17 protein-coding genes are annotated in these 16,401 nt (G+C 29.3%); all 17 read left to right on the top strand.

The genetic code is table 11. The annotated features are described in order from the left end of the window. Nucleotides 1–139: 139 nt before the first annotated feature. The 17 genes from LQE93_RS13845 to LQE93_RS13765 all read left to right on the top strand — a co-directional run bounded on the left by LQE93_RS13845 (nt 140) and on the right by LQE93_RS13765 (nt 16,226). On the top strand, nt 140–439 hold the full coding sequence (locus LQE93_RS13845) for an ATP-dependent Clp protease adaptor ClpS (RefSeq protein WP_231074067.1): 300 nt from the start codon (nt 140–142) through the stop codon (nt 437–439). Between the two features lie 2 nt (nt 440–441). After that, nucleotides 442–2,673: an AAA family ATPase gene (locus tag LQE93_RS13840; protein ID WP_231074065.1), complete on the top strand. Its 2,232-nt coding sequence runs from the start codon at nt 442–444 to the stop codon at nt 2,671–2,673. A 410-nt stretch (nt 2,674–3,083) separates the two neighbouring features. Beyond that, nucleotides 3,084–4,286, top strand: a complete 1,203-nt coding sequence (locus LQE93_RS13835) for an ammonium transporter (protein WP_055262680.1) — start codon at nt 3,084–3,086, stop codon at nt 4,284–4,286. A 29-nt stretch (nt 4,287–4,315) separates the two neighbouring features. Then, the gene (locus tag LQE93_RS13830; RefSeq protein ID WP_055262682.1) at nt 4,316–4,828 is read left to right on the top strand and encodes an AmiS/UreI family transporter; all 513 of its coding nucleotides are present in this window, start codon (nt 4,316–4,318) and stop codon (nt 4,826–4,828) included. 339 nt (nt 4,829–5,167) lie between these two features. Next, the gene (locus LQE93_RS13825; protein WP_055262684.1) at nt 5,168–5,470 is read left to right on the top strand and encodes an urease subunit gamma; all 303 of its coding nucleotides are present in this window, start codon (nt 5,168–5,170) and stop codon (nt 5,468–5,470) included. Nucleotides 5,471–5,485: 15 nt separating this feature from the next. Continuing rightward, nucleotides 5,486–5,809 (top strand): urease subunit beta, encoded by a 324-nt coding sequence (locus LQE93_RS13820; RefSeq protein ID WP_032118340.1) that lies wholly within the window; start codon nt 5,486–5,488, stop codon nt 5,807–5,809. Continuing rightward, complete coding sequence (ureC, locus tag LQE93_RS13815; RefSeq protein ID WP_231074064.1) at nt 5,809–7,524, top strand: urease subunit alpha; 1,716 nt, start codon at nt 5,809–5,811, stop codon at nt 7,522–7,524. The genes LQE93_RS13820 and ureC overlap by 1 nt, the downstream gene beginning before the upstream one ends. 21 nt (nt 7,525–7,545) lie before the next feature. Next, a complete protein-coding gene (locus LQE93_RS13810; protein ID WP_231074063.1) occupies nt 7,546–7,779 on the top strand; it encodes a hypothetical protein in 234 nt (77 codons plus the stop codon). A gap of 102 nt (nt 7,780–7,881) precedes the next feature. Continuing rightward, complete coding sequence (ureG, locus tag LQE93_RS13805; protein ID WP_172675723.1) at nt 7,882–8,493, top strand: urease accessory protein UreG; 612 nt, start codon at nt 7,882–7,884, stop codon at nt 8,491–8,493. A 1-nt stretch (nt 8,494) separates the two neighbouring features. Further along, nucleotides 8,495–9,340: an urease accessory protein UreD gene (locus LQE93_RS13800; protein WP_231074062.1), complete on the top strand. Its 846-nt coding sequence runs from the start codon at nt 8,495–8,497 to the stop codon at nt 9,338–9,340. 33 nt (nt 9,341–9,373) lie between these two features. Beyond that, on the top strand, nt 9,374–9,829 hold the full coding sequence (locus LQE93_RS13795) for an urease accessory protein UreE (RefSeq protein WP_032118343.1): 456 nt from the start codon (nt 9,374–9,376) through the stop codon (nt 9,827–9,829). A 1-nt stretch (nt 9,830) separates the two neighbouring features. Then, entirely contained in the window at nt 9,831–10,523 is a 693-nt protein-coding gene (locus LQE93_RS13790; protein WP_231074061.1) for an urease accessory protein UreF, read from the top strand. 263 nt (nt 10,524–10,786) lie between these two features. Further along, entirely contained in the window at nt 10,787–11,770 is a 984-nt protein-coding gene (locus tag LQE93_RS13785) for an ABC transporter permease (RefSeq protein WP_231074060.1), read from the top strand. Further along, nucleotides 11,757–12,659, top strand: coding sequence for an ABC transporter permease (locus tag LQE93_RS13780; protein ID WP_347707673.1), 903 nt, complete (start codon nt 11,757–11,759; stop codon nt 12,657–12,659). Before LQE93_RS13785 ends, LQE93_RS13780 begins: the two co-directional genes overlap by 14 nt. Nucleotides 12,660–12,674: 15 nt before the next feature. Next, complete coding sequence (locus LQE93_RS13775) at nt 12,675–14,240, top strand: ABC transporter substrate-binding protein (protein WP_231074059.1); 1,566 nt, start codon at nt 12,675–12,677, stop codon at nt 14,238–14,240. 53 nt (nt 14,241–14,293) lie between these two features. Beyond that, nucleotides 14,294–15,319: an ABC transporter ATP-binding protein gene (locus LQE93_RS13770; protein WP_231074058.1), complete on the top strand. Its 1,026-nt coding sequence runs from the start codon at nt 14,294–14,296 to the stop codon at nt 15,317–15,319. Next, nucleotides 15,312–16,226, top strand: coding sequence for an ATP-binding cassette domain-containing protein (locus LQE93_RS13765; RefSeq protein ID WP_055262696.1), 915 nt, complete (start codon nt 15,312–15,314; stop codon nt 16,224–16,226). The genes LQE93_RS13770 and LQE93_RS13765 overlap by 8 nt, the downstream gene beginning before the upstream one ends. Nucleotides 16,227–16,401 lie beyond the last annotated feature (175 nt).

Here is a 16,401-nt window from a genome sequence, read left to right as displayed (position 1 = left end):
AGTAGTGTTATTGCTGCGTTATATTAAGAATAAAAAATGGAAGTATAAAGAGATAAAAGGATTAAGTCATTGATATTATTACTTTTCATTAATATAATTAACAATATAAAATAAATACTATGGGATATGGAGGTAGCTTATGGAACCAAAGATAGTAACAAGAGAGAAAAGCAAAATTAAAGTTAAAAAGCCTAAACATTATAAAGTAATAATGCATAATGATGATTTTACTACAATGGAATTTGTAGTTTATATATTAACAGATGTTTTTAGAAAAGAGATGTTAGAAGCTGAAAAGATAATGATGGATGTTCATACGAAGGGAAGAGGTGTTGTTGGAATATATCCTTATGATATAGCTGTGACAAAGGCTTCTTTAAGTATGGCGAAGGCTAAGGAAGAAGGATTTCCATTTAAGGTAACTGTAGAGGAGGAATAATAATGGAGGTAAGTAGAGAGTTAAATGATATTATAATTGAAGCTTTTAATTATGGTAAGAAAAATGGTGATTTATTTATTACTGCAGAGCATTTATTATATGCACTTACTTTTAACGAAAGTTTTATTGATGCTGTAAAAAATTGCGAAGGTAATTTAGAGGGATTAAGAAGCAATTTAGAAGAATATATAAATGAGTATGTTGATAAAGGTAATGATGATATACCTCATGAAAGTTATAGTTTTCAGGAAGTACTTATAAAAGCCAGTGAACAGGTTATATATTCTCAAAGAGATGTAATTAACTTAGAACATTTAGTAGCTGCTTTTTATGCTTTAGAAGAAAGCTATTGTCATTATTACTTAATAGAAAATGGTATCGAAAAAACCGATGTTTTATATAGTTTAGCACATAGAAGTGATGAAGAGAGTATAGATAGCATCGAAGAGTTAAATCACGAAGATAATGACTATGAAGAAGTAAGTAATAAAGATGAGAAAAAGAAATCTATAATAGATAAGCTTACTATTAATTTAACAGAATTAGCAAAGAATGATGATGAGATATTAGTAGGAAGAGAAGATATAATAGAAAGAACTATTCAAATTCTTTGTAGGAAGAGTAAAAATAATCCACTTCATATTGGAGAGCCTGGAGTTGGAAAGACAGCTATTACTTTAGGATTAGCTAGACTTATTAATGAAGGAAAAGTACCAGAGAAATTAAAGGATTCTGTGGTCTTATCTTTAGATTTAGGTTCACTTGTTGCAGGAACTAAGTATAGAGGAGATTTTGAAGAGAAGATTAAAAAGGTTCTGAACGAAATAAAAACTTTAAAAAATCCAATAGTTTATATAGATGAGATTCATAATTTAGTTGGTGCAGGAGCTTTAGGGGGAGGATCTTTAGATGCATCAAACCTTTTAAAACCTTATCTTATAGATGGTAGCATTATGTTTATTGGTGCAACAACTTATGAAGAATATAAAAAATACTTCCAAAAGGATAAAGGTTTAAGTAGAAGATTCCAAGTAGTAGAAGTTAAAGAGCCTTCAGAGAGTGAATGTATAGAAATTTTAAATGGTGTTAAAGAAACTTATGAAAATTATCATAAGGTTAAATATACAGATGATGCATTAAAGGCTGCTGTAACATTAAGCCATAAATACATCAACGATAAATTCTTACCAGATAAAGCTATAGACTTAATAGATGAAGCTGGAGCTTTTGTTAATTTAAATAGTAAGGATAGCGAAAGAACTATTGATGAAAAAATTATAGAAGATGTAATTTCAAAGATTTGTCATATTCCTAAAAAGACTGTTGAGAAAGATGAGATAAATTCACTTAAGAATTTAGAAGATGACTTAAAGAAAAATATCTTTGGACAGGATACAGCTATAGAAGAGGTAGTAAGAACTATAAAAATGTCTAGAGCAGGCTTAACAGAAGCTGATAAGCCAGTTGCTTCACTTCTTTTTGTAGGACCAACAGGAGTAGGTAAGACAGAGATAGCTAGAACATTAAGTAATAGCTTAGGTATTAAGCTTATAAGATTTGATATGAGTGAATATCAAGAAAAGCACGCAGCATCAAAGCTTATAGGAGCGCCTCCTGGATATGTAGGATATGAGGAAGGCGGTCTTTTAACAGACGAGATTAAGAAGAATCCTCATTGTGTTCTATTACTAGATGAAATAGAAAAAGCACATATAGATATATTGAATGTTTTACTTCAGGTTATGGATTATGCTACATTAAGTGATAATCAAGGAAGAAAAGCAGATTTTAGAAATGTTATTATAATAATGACTTCAAATGCAGGTGCTAAGGATATAGGTAAATCATTAGTTGGTTTTGGAGAAAGAGAAATAAAGGGCACTGCAATAATGGAAGAGGTTAAAAAAGTCTTTACTCCTGAATTTAGAAATAGACTTGATAAAATAGTTGTATTTAATCATATAGATATGGCTATTGCAAAGAATATAGTATTAAGAGAGCTTGAAAAGTTTAAGAAACAACTGTTAGATAAAAATATCAATATAGATTTTACAGAAGAAGCAATACTTAAAATTGCAGAGAGAGGTACTTCAAGAGAGTTTGGAGCGAGAGAAATAAAGAGAATTATAAACTCAGATGTAAAACCATTATTAGTTGATGAAATTCTTTTTGGAAGCTTAAGTAAAGGTGGAATATGTACCGTTAAAGTTGAAGATAACCAATTTAAAATTTAATATAAGTTAATTTTTGACTATAAATTTATTTATTAAAAATATAGTTAAATAAAGTAATAAAACTGCCTCAAAATTTCAAATGAGGCAGTTTTATTTTTAAAATTATTGTAAACAAATTAGTTGTGTTAAGTTATGGGATAAATTACTTATAATTATACAATAGGTAAGAAAAGTAATATATCAGTTAAGGTATTAACAGGAAATATTAGAATTATAAAACAGGTGCATAATTGAATAACATATATATTTTTCCAATAATAATAGATGATTAAAAAATATTATCAGAAAATAATGAAAATTAAATTTATTCTAACTTAATTAAGAAATATTGACAAGATTCGATTTTATTTGCTATACTCGTCCCTGTGCATTTTTAGAATGTAAAAATTATATATTAAAGGAGGAGTCTTATGATTAATAACGGGGATGTAGCATTTATAATTTTATCTACTCTACTAGTTTTAATTATGGTACCAGGTTTAGCATTTTTCTACGGTGGATTAGTTGAAAGAAAAAATGCATTAACAATCATGTTCCAAATTTTCATAGCAATAGGAGTTGTATCATTGTTATGGATATTTGGTGGATTTAGTTTAGTATTTGGTAAAGATATTGGAGGAGTTATCGGTAATCCGCTTCAATATTTTGCATTTAAGGATGTTACCTTTGCTGTAAACTCTACTTATAGTAATAATATACCATTTATTATGTTCTTTATGTATCAATTAATGTTTGCAATAATAACAGCACCATTAATGACAGGAGCATTTGCTAACAGATTAACTATAAGTGGATGGATAAAAGTATTAATTCCTTGGATGATACTTATATACTTCCCAGTAGCTCACTGGGTATGGGGTGGCGGATTCTTAGCTAAGATGGGATTCGTAGACTTCGCTGGAGGAGCAGTAATTCACATTACATCAGGATTTGGATGTTTAGGTGCATTACTTGTACTAGGTAAAAGAAAGTACAAAAATGAAAAAGGTCCATTCAATTTAGGATTAGTTGCCATAGGTGGAGCTCTATTATTATTTGGATGGTTCGGATTTAATGCAGGTGGAACTTTAGCAGCAGCAGAAACAGCAGCAATAGTTTTCACAAATACAGGAGTTGCAGCAGCAACAGGAATGATAGTTTGGTTAATACTTTATGCTATGCATAGTAAAAGAGCATCTTTCTTTGAGATGATAGTAGGTGCAGTTGCAGGATTAGCAACAGTTACACCAGCATCAGGATATATTGACCCAATAGGAGCAGTTATTATAGGTGCAATAGCAGCTGTAGTATGTTTCTTCTGTGTAGAATTTGAAAGAAAGAAATGGGACGATGCACTTGATGTTTGGGGAGTTCACGGAATGGGTGGATTTATAGGTACACTATTAGTAGGAGTGCTTGCAAACCCAAGAGTAAATGGAATATCAGCTGGATTAAAGCAATTCTCTATACAATTAATAGGTTGCTTAATAATTATTGTTTATTCAGTTGTGATGACTTACATAATATTTAAAGTTGTAGATAAGATAAAATCTATAAAAGTAAGTGATGAAGTACAATTAAAAGGATTAGACCAAGAATTCTTTAAAGAAAATTATGAAACAAAATACGAGTAAAAATTAAAAAAAGAAAGAAGATGTAAATTATGTTAGGTGTAGTTTTATTATACGTTGGAGTAGTTCTTATACTTAATGGTATAGCAAGACTTTGTAAGATCGATGAAAAATCTATGGCAGTATTTAATGTATTCACTGGAGTATTATCATTTATATTAAATATAGTAGCAGTAATACAAGGGAATTATTTTGCGGCAGGAACAGGTCTATTATTTGGATTTACATATCTGTTTATTGCAGCAAGATGCCTATTTAACCTAGATGGTAGATTATATGGCTGGTACTGTTTATTTGTAGCAATAAATACTATTCCATTAGCATTTATTGATCCAACAACATTAAAATTTATAGACTTCACTGTAGGAAATATATATTGGGTTATTATATGGCTTTTATGGGGATTATTATGGTTAACTGGATTTATAGAATTAGTAATGAAGAAAGATTTAGGGAAATTTGTTGGATACTTATCAGTTATTGATGGTATTTTCACAGCTTGGATTCCAGGATTCTTATTATTAATTAATATGTTTCCTAAATAAATTTTAAAAGAGATTGTTACAAAATGATTTTTTCGGATCATTTTGTAGTGATCTTTTTTTATTTTAGTATTATTACTTGAAAACGATATAATAATTTCATTAAAAAAGATGAAAAATACATAAAAATACATGAAAAAATTACCCAAAAATGTCGAAAAATAAAGATAAATTAAAAAATTATAAGAGGTAAACTTTTTCATATGATAAATATTTAATATATAATCTTTAAAAATAAAAAAGTGTTAAAAGTGTAAATTTGAATGATAAATAAAAAAGGTGTATAAAAAAAAGGTCGCAAAAAATTGTGATATTTAAATTATAATGAGGGAGGATACAGCTATGAGATTATCAATGAAGGAACAAGAAAAATTAATGATAGTTGTAGCGGCAGATGTTGCTAGAAGAAGACTAGCAAAAGGAATTAAGTTAAATTATCCAGAATCTGTAGCACTTATTACAGACGAAATAATGGAAGGTGCTAGAGAAGGAAAGTCTGTAGAACTTCTTATGAATGAAGGTAGACAAGTCCTGACAAGAGAGCAAGTTATGGAAGGAATACCAGAAATGATTCATACTATACAAGTTGAATGTACATTCCCAGATGGTACAAAGCTTGTAACAGTACATGATCCTATTCAATAAGTGGAGGTTTAAATTATGATACCAGGAGAATACATATTAGCTGAAGAGCCAATTAAATATAATGAAGGATTTGAAGCAATCGAATTAAAAGTTATAAATAGAGGTGACAGACCAGTTCAAATAGGTTCTCATTTTCATTTCTATGAAGTAAATAATGCATTAGAGTTTGATAGAGAAACTGCATATGGAAAGAGATTAGATATACCAGCAGGTACTGCTGTAAGATTTGAACCAGGTGATGAAAAAATCGTTAATTTAATAGATATAGCTGGAAAGAGAAAAGTTTACGGTTTATGTAATAAAGTTGATGGATTCCTAGCTAAAGGAGGTAGAAAATAATGGCTTTTGAAATAGACAGAAAACATTATTCTGATTTATTTGGACCAACTACAGGAGATAGTATTAGACTTGCAGATACAGATTTATTCTTAAAGATCGAAAAAGACTACACAGTTTATGGTGATGAATGTAAATTCGGTGGTGGAAAATCTTTAAGAGATGGTATGGGTCAAAACTCAATAGAAACAAGAAAAAATCCAAAGGTTGTTGACTTAATAATCACAGGAGCTACTGTTTTAGATTATACAGGAGTATATAAAGCTGATATCGGTATTAAAGATGGAAAGATCGTTGCAATAGGTAAAGGTGGAAATCCTGATGGAATGGATAATGTAGATTTCATAGTAGGAGTTAGTACTGAAGCTTTAGCAGGGGAAGGATGTATCTTAACTGCAGGAGGAATTGATACTCACGTTCACTTTATTAGCCCAGATTTAGTAGACTCAGCTTTACATGGAGGAATTACTACTGTAATCGGTGGTGGGACAGGCCCTAACGATGGAACAAACGCAACTACTTGTACTCCAGGTGAATGGCATATTCATAGAATATTAGAATCTTTTGATTCACTTCCAATAAACGTAGGTATTCTTGGAAAAGGTAGCGGAGCTAACGTTGAAGTTAATGCAGAACAAATAAGAGCTGGTGCTTGTGGATTAAAGATTCATGAAGACTGGGGTGCAACTAGATCAGCAATTGACTACGCTTTAAGAACAGCTGATGAGTATGATGTACAAGTTGCTATACATACAGATACTTTAAATGAAGGTGGATTCGTTGAAGACACTATAAAAGCAATAGGTGGAAGAGTTATTCATACATTCCATACAGAAGGTGCTGGTGGGGGACATGCTCCTGACATATTAAAGATGGCATCACATCCAAATGTATTACCAGCGTCAACTAACCCAACAAAACCTTATACAGTTAATACTGTAGCTGAACATTTAGACATGCTTATGGTTTGTCACCACTTAGATAACAAAGTTCCAGAAGATATAGCTTTTGCTGATTCAAGAATTAGAAAGCAAACAATTGCTGCAGAAGATATACTTCACGATATGGGTGTATTCAGTATCATGAGTTCAGACACAATGGCTATGGGAAGAATTGGAGAAGTTGTTTCTAGAACATGGCAAACTGCTTCTAAGATGAAGAATCAAAGAGGTCCTCTAGCAAGTGATTCAGAATATGACGATAATAACAGACTTAGAAGATACGTTGCAAAATATACAATAAACCCAGCTATAGCACACGGAATATCTGATTATGTTGGATCTGTAGAAATTGGTAAGATGGCGGATTTAGTTTTATGGGAACCTGCTTTCTTTGGAGTTAAGCCTAAGGTAGTAATTAAAGGTGGAATGATTAACCTTTCAGTTATGGGAGAATCAAATGCTTCAATTCCAACATGTCAACCAGAGATGTTAAGAAAGATGTTTGGTGCACATGGAAAAGCTGTAGGACAAACTACTGCTGCATTCGTATCAAAATATGCTTTTGAAGATGACATAAAAGGAAAATTAGGTTTAGAAAAACAAGTATTACCTGTAAGTGGTATTAGAAATTTAACTAAGAAAGATATGAAACTTAATGATGCTATGCCTGAGTTAGAAGTAGATCCACAAACTTATGACGTTACAGTTGATGGAGAACTTATAACTTGTGAGCCAGCAGAGACATTACCAATGGCTCAAAGATACTTCTTATTCTAAGATATATTTATGGAGAGAAAAATGGCTTTATATAAGGTTTTTGTTGTAACTGCTGATACTATGTCAGAAATGGGTAAGATAGCTCATTCATTAGGGAATAGACATCTTCCAGCTCAATTTCAAGATGGTAAAATGCTATTACAATATGATGAAAGAATAGAAGAAATATTAAAATCAGCTCATATCGAATATAAGCTAGATGAAGTTAGTTTAGAAGTAGCTTTTAGGGATATTGATTCTGATCATATACACTAAAAAAATTTCCTAAGGATAGGTTATATTTATCCTTAGGAGATTTTAGATTATTTTTAACTAATTAGATTATTTTTAACTAATTATAGTAAAGGAGATTTTATTATGAGACCAGTAGTAATAGGGGTTGGAGGTCCTGTAGGTGCAGGAAAAACTCTTTTAATTGAAAGAGTAACAAGACAGATGGCAAAAGATTATGAATTAGCTGTAATAACTAATGACATATATACAAAAGAAGATGCAAAATTCATGGTTGAAAATTCAGTATTAGAAGAAGGTAGAATTATTGGAGTAGAAACAGGAGGATGTCCTCATACAGCAATAAGAGAAGATGCTTCAATGAATTTTGCAGCTATAGAAGAATTAAAAAATAAATTTACTAATTTAGACATAATATTTGTTGAAAGCGGCGGAGATAATTTAGCAGCTACATTTAGTCCAGATTTAGTTGATTTTTCAATGTACATAATAGACGTTGCTCAAGGTGAAAAGATACCTAGAAAAGCAGGACAAGGTATGATTAAGAGTGATTTATTTGTTATAAATAAAATAGATTTAGCACCATATGTTGGAGCAAATTTAGATGTTATGAGAGAAGATACATTAACATTTAGAGGAGAAAAGGACTTTATATTCACTAACTTAAAAACAGATGAGGGAATAGAAACTATTATTAAGTGGATAAAAGAAAAATGTTTATTAGAAGGAATTTGTTAATATGATTAACGATATGAATAATAAAATAGCTGGTAATTCAAAGTTAGTATTAGAGAATAAACCTAATGGTACGGTTGCAACTACATCTCATTTTGTAGGAGCATCTAAGGTTTCACCAGCAATATTTTTAGGTAGAGAAAAGACACCTTGCTATTTTTTACTTCACTTAGGTGGAGGATATGTTGAAGGTGAAGTATATAAAAATTCAATAGAAGTAAAAAAAGATGCTAAAGCGATAATAACAACACAAGCACCAACTAAGGTGTATAAATGTGAAAAAAATAGAGAACCAGCTTGTCAAGAAACTATTATAAAAATGGAAGAGAACTCAGTTTTAGAATATATTTCTGACAGCGTTATTTTGTACAAAAATGCTATGTATAATCAAGATACTACAATATACATGGATAAAAAAGCTACTCTTATTTATACAGATGGAATAACATCAGGTTGGTCACCGGATGGATCTAAATTCCAATATGATTCTGTAAAGATGAGAAATAAGATTTATGTAGATAATAAACTTTTATTGTTAGATAATTTACAATTAAGTCCAAGAGAATATGATGTAACTGAACTTGGGATATTAGAAGGTTATATTAATTTTGGCACAATGGTAGTTATAAATGAAAATATGAATGAAAATTATGTTGAAAAAGCAAGAGAGATTATCGATGCTTTAAATTTAGATATAAAATATGGTGTTTCCATATTAGAAGAGCATGGCATTATAATAAGAATTTTAGGAAATTTAACTCAAGAAATTCAAAAGGCAATAGATGCAGTGCACTATTATCTTAGAGAAGAATTATTTGGTTTAAAACCAATAAATATACGTAAGTATTAATAAAATATTAAGTTAAATAAGGAGGTTCTTTCTATGCTTTTTGAAAAGATATTAGGAAATTTAGATGAATTAGAAAGTACAGATGGGTATCATTTAGAAAAAATATATATAGATAGTGATGATTTAGTTAAAAGAATAATAAGAGTTAAATCAGATCATAACCATGAACATGGAATATCATTAGATAGAGGTATGAAATTAAGAGATGGAGATATATTATTTAATGATGGTCATAATTTAGTTATAGTAAAAGTTAAAAGCGAAGATGTTTTAGTTATTAAACCTAAGGATATAACTGAAATGGCATATATTGCACATAAATTAGGAAATAAACATCTACCTGCACATTTTGAAGATGATGTTATGATAGTTCAATATGATTATTTAGTTGAGGATGAATTAAGGAAAGATAACATCAATTATTCAAGAGAAGATAGAAGAGTAAAAAACGCTTTTACACATGTTAATTTTATGGAGCATAAGCATTAGTATGGATAAGAGTTTAAAAATGTTACAGATATTACAATTATGTGATTCTAACTTTCCTATAGGATCATTTAACCATTCTTACGGAATGGAAACATATTTAAGAAATAATGTTATAGATGATGCTAAAAGTTTTAGTAAGTGGGTAGATTTATTTTTAAAGCATCAATTTATAACATCTGATGGATTAGCAATAAGAATGTTATATGAAGCATTAGAAAATGGTGATGTGGATAAGGTCTGGGAAATTGATAACTTATTAATAGCACAAACTGTTGCAAAAGAAACTAGAAATGCTGCCAAATTAGTTGCTAGTAGAATGATAAAGATATATTTAGATCTATATGAAATAGAAAACTTAAAAATATATGCTAAAAAAATAGCTTCTAAAGAAGTATATGGACATCCAGCAATAGTATTTGGATTATTAATGCATGAGCTAGAAATGTCAAAAGAAGAAGCTATTAAGTTACATATGTACAGTACTGTTTCAACTATAATACAAAATGCTGTTAGAGCAATACCATTAGGTCAAAAAGATGGTCAACTTTTAGTTAAAGAATACTCAGAAAAATTTAATCACTACTATAAACTAATAGAAGAACTTGATTTTGATTCATTTGGAGCTAACACTCCTGGAATTGAGCTGTCACAGATAAATCATGAAACGTTAGTGTTTAGATTATTTATGTCTTAATATTATTGAAATAAATAATAAGCTAAATAAAAAATATTAAGATAAAAATTTATTCTAAAAAATAAATTTAAAGATTAGTATTTATTAAATAAACTCTGCGTAAATGTACGTGGGGTTTGTTTTTTTAATAAATTGAATTATTTTACTAAGCTTAGTACATGAAGAGTTTCTATTAAATAGATAGGATAAATAATAATTTGGTATTGAATGACTATAATGTAAATGAGGACCTTAGAGACAATATAATATTTAAGGAGTAAAAAATGATAAAAGTTGTATTAAGAAAAATATTTCAGTGTATTATTGCTATTTTTATATTATCTTTAGTTGTATTTTACATTTCAAGATTATCTCCAGGTGACCCACTTAAAGCTTATCATGGAAATGCCGTTGAAAGAATGAGTATGGAAGAAAAAGAAAAGGCTAGAGATAGATTAGGGCTTAATGAACCTATATATATTCAATATGGAAAATGGCTTAAAAACGTTGCAAAAGGCGATTTTGGAATTTCATATAAGTATAAGCGTGATGTTACGTCAGTTATAAAGGATGTATATAAAAACACCATTATTTTAGGTGGATTAGCTTACATATTAACATTTGTAGGAGCTTTAATTATAGGAGTATTTTGTGCCATACACGAAGATAAACTTATTGATAAGATAATAATGACAATTGGAAATATAACATCGAGTATACCATCATTTTGGATAGCATTAATATTAATTTTAATATTTGGCGTAAATTTAGGCATTTTACCAACTAGTGGAGCATATTCCATTGGGAATGAAAGTGATATAGCTGATAGAATGATACATTTAATATTACCATTAGTAGTTTTAGTAATAGGGCATTTGTGGTATTACGGATATATGGTAAGAAATAAGATTTTAGAAGAGATGAGAGAGGACTATGTATTATTAGCAAAGGTAAAAGGTCTAACAAAAAGACAAGTCGTTTATAGACATTGTTTACGAAATATTATGCCCTCATTTATAACTATTATGGCAATTTCAGTACCACATATTTTAGCAGGAACATATGTAATTGAGCAGGTTTTTTCTTATCCAGGGATAGGAACTCTTATATTTGAGAGTGCTAAATATCATGATTATAATATGCTTATGGTTTTATCTCTTATAACAGGTATTATTGTATTGATATCAAATATGATAGCTCAAATTATAAATATAAAGATAGACCCGAGAATGAATTATCAGGGAGGCGAAACTTTTGAACCTTCATAGCAATAATTTCAAAATAGTTAAAGATAAAAGCAAGTATATTAAAGAAGAGAAAGTAAATAAAAATTCATTTACTATAAAAGACAAGAGTCACTATTTATCAATAATAATATTATTGATAATAATAATTGCTTGTTTAAGCTCTTCATTAATAATGAATCATGATCCGAAGTTTATGGATTTAGCTAATAGTAATGTACCTCCAAATAAAACATTTTATTTTGGCACAGATTCTATGGGAAGAGATATATTTTCAAATATTTGGTATGGAGGAAGAGTATCGTTATTTATAGGAATTTTTTCAACTATAATTTCAACAGTTATTGGAGTGGTATATGGAAGTATTAGTGGTATGGCTGCTCCTTGGATAGATAATTTAATGATGAAAGCTATAGAAATATTATTAAGTATTCCTTCTATTTTGTTAATAATTTTTATGCAATCAATAGTAGGGGATAGTACACCAATATCTATGTCCATTGTTATAGGAATTGTTAGTTGGATAAGTATTGCAAAAGTTGTAAGAAGTGAAGTTAGACAAATAAGAAATAGTGAATATATATTATCAGCTAAAATAATGGGAGGACGATTCTTCTATATATTGAGACGACATTTAGCACCTAATTTTATGGCATCAATAATGTTTATGGTAGTAAGCAATATTGCATCAGCAATTGCAACAGAATCCACGCTTAGCTTTTTAGGGATTGGTTTACCATTAGATATTATATCTTGGGGAAGCATGTTATCACTAGCTCAAAATGCATTACTATCTAATGTTTGGTGGGTAATTTTATTTCCAGGATTGTTTCTAATTGTAACCCTTATTTGTATAGCTAATATAGGTAATTATTTAAGAAAGAAAAATATTAAAAAGTATAATAATCTGTAAAGGAGATAGGTTTAGATGTTAAAAAAAGTTAAAGTGACAGCTTTATTATTATCCATATCTTTACTGATAGGTTGCGGAAGTAAAATAGAGGATAATGCAAGTGAAAATATGAATAATGATACAGCTAAAGAAAAAGTATTAGTATATGGAAGTGGAGATTATACCAGTATAAATCCAGCACTTTTTGAACATGGGGAAATTAATTCACTTTTATTTAATGGATTAACAGCTCATGATAAAGATAATAACATTATTCCAGCATTAGCTAAAAGTTGGGATTATGATGAAGCAACTTTAACTTACACATTTCATTTAAGAGATGACGTTAAATGGCACGATGGAGAGCCATTTACAGCTGAAGATGTTAAGTTTACTTATGATACAATTAATAATCCAGATAATGGTTCAGAAATAGCAACAAATTATGAAGATATAACAAATATTGAAATAGTAGATGACTACACAGTTAAAATAACCTTAAAAAATAAGAATGTTGCAATGTTAGATTATTTATCTGTAGGTATAATTCCTAAGCATATATTAGAAGGCCAAGATATAATGACAAGTGATTTTAATAGACATCCTATTGGGACAGGACCATATAAATTTGCTAATTGGGATGAAGGCCAGGGGATTACATTAGTAAAAAATGAAGATTATTTTAGAAAATCTCCTAATATAGATAAAATCATATTTAAGATAGTTAATGATACAAAGGCAAGAGTAATGCAATTAAAGTCTGGAGAATTAGATTTAGCTCAAGTAACTCCAAAAGATATTGAAACATTTAAAAATGATGATAATTTCGTAGTAGATATAATGAAAACTTCAGATTATAGAGGTATAATGTATAATTTTAATTATCCATTATTTAAAGAAAATAGAGAACTACCAAATGCTTTAAGCTATGCAATTGATAGAGAAGCCATAGTAGACAATATTTTATTAGGATATGGTGATGCTGCTTACTCTCCGCTTCAAATGGGAATATATAATGATTCTGAAATAGAAAAGTTTGAGTATAATCCAGAAAAAGCTAAGCAATTATTAGAAGAGGCTGGATGGAAGCTTGGAAGTGATGGAATATATAGCAAGAATGGAACAAAATTAAGCTTTGAACTAGTTTGCATGGAAGGTGACCAAGAAAGAATTGATATGGCAAACTTTGCAGCCCAAGAGTTAAAACAAATAGGAGTAGATGTAAGGGTAACTGTAAAATCTGATATTGATTGGGAAAACCAAGCCGCATTTTTAATTGGATGGGGAAGTCCATTTGACCCAGATGACCATACATATAAGGTGTTTTCAACTAATGGAGGTGCTAATTACAATTCATATTCCAATGAAAAGATAGATGAACTACTTACTAAAGCTAGACAAACGGATGTTTATGAAGAAAGACTAGAATATTACAAAGAGTTCCAAGAGGAAATGACAAAAGATCTTCCTTATACATTTTTAGCATATATTGATTCTATTTATGTAGCTAAAAATAATTTAGAAGGAATAACTAAAGAAACAGTTTTAGGACACCATGGAGTAGGGATATTCTGGAATGTTGAGGATTGGGATTTAAAATAAGAAGATATATTATATAGTTATCAATATTAATAAATAATAGGAGATTATTTATAATGGATACAGTGCTTGAAGTTAAGAATTTGCAAGTGAATTTTAAAACTAAATATGGCGAAGTTAAAGCGGTAAGAGATGTATCATTTGATTTGAAAAAAGGAGAAATCTTGACAATTGTAGGAGAGTCAGGATGCGGCAAATCAGTTTTATGTAGAAGCATACTAAAGTTGTTACCTGAAAATGCATATGTAAAAAGTGGTCATATATTATTAAATGGCAATAATATATGTAATCTTACTGATAAGATGATGTCAAAGATAAGAGGTAAGGAAATATCTATGATTTTTCAAGACCCAATGACATCATTGAATCCTACTATGTCTATAGGAAAACAAATATCAGAAGCTGTTAGAGTTCATAATAAAGTTACTAGGAAAGAAGCTAAGAAACGAGCTATAGAATTAATAGATTTTGTGGGAATAGATGAAGCAGAAAGTAGATATAACCAATATCCATATGAATTTTCAGGTGGAATGAGACAACGTATAGCCATTGCTATAGCATTAGCATGTAATCCTAAAGTTTTAATAGCAGATGAGCCTACGACAGCGTTAGATTCTATAATGCAGAATAAAATATTAGATTTAATAAAATCAATACAGATGAAAACTAATATTTCAATAATATTTATTACCCATGATATGGAAGTGGTAAATAGAATTTCAGATAGAATTGCTGTAATGTATGCAGGTAAAATAGTTGAAATAGGTAAAAAAGAAGAGATATTTTTAAATGCTGTTCATCCATACACAATAGGATTAATGTCATCTATAGCCGCTTTTAATATGGACAAAGAATATCTACCGACTATAGAAGGAATGCCACCAAGCCTCTTAAACCCACCAAAGGGAGATGCTTTTGCATTAAGAAATAAGAATCCATTAGTAATAGATTTTTTAGAAGAACCACCAATGTTTAAAGTTAGTGAAAGTCATTATGCTGCAACATGGTTACTACATCCAAAAGCAGCTATAGCAAGAGAGGAAATTAGAGCTAAAGAGGAGAAGTTAGATATTAATGAATAAAGAAAAACTTTTAGAGATAAAAAGTCTTAAGCAATACTTTACCTTAAATAATAATAAAATAATAAAGGCTATAGATGACGTTTCACTTGATATTTATAAAGGTGAGTTTTTAGGATTAATAGGGGAATCAGGCTCAGGTAAATCTACATTAGGAAAAAGTATAGTAGGTATTAATAAAATAACTGGTGGAGAGATTAAATATGATGGTATCACTATTAGTGATAAAAAATCAAAAAGAATTAAGAGGGAAATAATAAGTAAAAAGATACAATTTATTTTTCAAGATTCTACATCCTGTTTAAATTCTAGAATGACAGTTAAAGATATTATTGAAGAGCCAATGAAACTTCAAAAGCTGTATAAAAGTAAAAAGGAGAGAGAAAAAGTAGTATATGACTTACTCGATGTTGTAGGATTAGATAGAAGTAGTATAAATAAGTATCCATACGACCTTTCAGGAGGACAAAGACAAAGAGTTGGTATAGCTAGAGCTATTTCAACAAAGCCAGAATTTATTATAGCAGATGAACCTATTGCATCACTTGATGTATCAATGCAAGCACAAATAATAAACTTATTTAAGAAAATTAAAAAAAATAATAATTTAACCTTCCTTTTTATATCTCATGATTTATCTATGGTTAGATATATTAGTGATAGAATAGCGGTGATTTATAAGGGGAAAATAGTAGAGGTTGCACCTACTGATGAATTATATTCTAACCCAATACATCCTTATACTAAAATGTTGATAGCAGCTAATTTACAAGAAGATAATTCTAGTAATAAGAAAGATGGATTTAAAAATAAAGATTACGATATAAAATATAATGAAAATTACAATGAAGATGCAAAGTGGATAGAAGTTAGTAAAGAACACTTTGTTTTGATTGATAAGCTTATTTAAATATAAGGCTATGTTTTAAATAAGCGTTGATAATGGAAAATATAAAAGTTAACCAATTGTGATATGCTCCCATTATAGAACAGTTTTATTATTTTAACTGTATACTATAATGGGAGCATATTATTTATATTTTACAATTAGAAGAAGATAAGGTTGGTTTTGAATAATTAAAGGA

It is taken from the genome of Clostridium sp. NSJ-145, assembly GCF_021044725.1.
Lineage (GTDB): Bacteria > Bacillota > Clostridia > Clostridiales > Clostridiaceae > Clostridium > Clostridium disporicum_B.
This window is presented reverse-complemented; position numbering and strand designations above follow the sequence as displayed.

Excerpts from the sequence above, each read along its gene's own strand:
- ureC (WP_231074064.1), top strand. The coding sequence starts at position 5,809 with ATGGCTTTTGAAATAGACAGAAAACATTATTCTGATTTATTTGGACCA.
- LQE93_RS13825 (WP_055262684.1), top strand. The coding sequence starts at position 5,168 with ATGAGATTATCAATGAAGGAACAAGAAAAATTAATGATAGTTGTAGCG.
- LQE93_RS13820 (WP_032118340.1), top strand. The coding sequence starts at position 5,486 with ATGATACCAGGAGAATACATATTAGCTGAAGAGCCAATTAAATATAAT.
- LQE93_RS13790 (WP_231074061.1), top strand. The coding sequence starts at position 9,831 with ATGGATAAGAGTTTAAAAATGTTACAGATATTACAATTATGTGATTCT.
- LQE93_RS13800 (WP_231074062.1), top strand. The coding sequence starts at position 8,495 with ATGATTAACGATATGAATAATAAAATAGCTGGTAATTCAAAGTTAGTA.
- ureG (WP_172675723.1), top strand. The coding sequence starts at position 7,882 with ATGAGACCAGTAGTAATAGGGGTTGGAGGTCCTGTAGGTGCAGGAAAA.
- LQE93_RS13785 (WP_231074060.1), top strand. The coding sequence starts at position 10,787 with ATGATAAAAGTTGTATTAAGAAAAATATTTCAGTGTATTATTGCTATT.
- LQE93_RS13770 (WP_231074058.1), top strand. The coding sequence starts at position 14,294 with ATGGATACAGTGCTTGAAGTTAAGAATTTGCAAGTGAATTTTAAAACT.
- LQE93_RS13835 (WP_055262680.1), top strand. The coding sequence starts at position 3,084 with ATGATTAATAACGGGGATGTAGCATTTATAATTTTATCTACTCTACTA.
- LQE93_RS13775 (WP_231074059.1), top strand. The coding sequence starts at position 12,675 with ATGTTAAAAAAAGTTAAAGTGACAGCTTTATTATTATCCATATCTTTA.
- LQE93_RS13845 (WP_231074067.1), top strand. The coding sequence starts at position 140 with ATGGAACCAAAGATAGTAACAAGAGAGAAAAGCAAAATTAAAGTTAAA.
- LQE93_RS13810 (WP_231074063.1), top strand. The coding sequence starts at position 7,546 with ATGGCTTTATATAAGGTTTTTGTTGTAACTGCTGATACTATGTCAGAA.
- LQE93_RS13765 (WP_055262696.1), top strand. The coding sequence starts at position 15,312 with ATGAATAAAGAAAAACTTTTAGAGATAAAAAGTCTTAAGCAATACTTT.
- LQE93_RS13840 (WP_231074065.1), top strand. The coding sequence starts at position 442 with ATGGAGGTAAGTAGAGAGTTAAATGATATTATAATTGAAGCTTTTAAT.
- LQE93_RS13795 (WP_032118343.1), top strand. The coding sequence starts at position 9,374 with ATGCTTTTTGAAAAGATATTAGGAAATTTAGATGAATTAGAAAGTACA.
- LQE93_RS13830 (WP_055262682.1), top strand. The coding sequence starts at position 4,316 with ATGTTAGGTGTAGTTTTATTATACGTTGGAGTAGTTCTTATACTTAAT.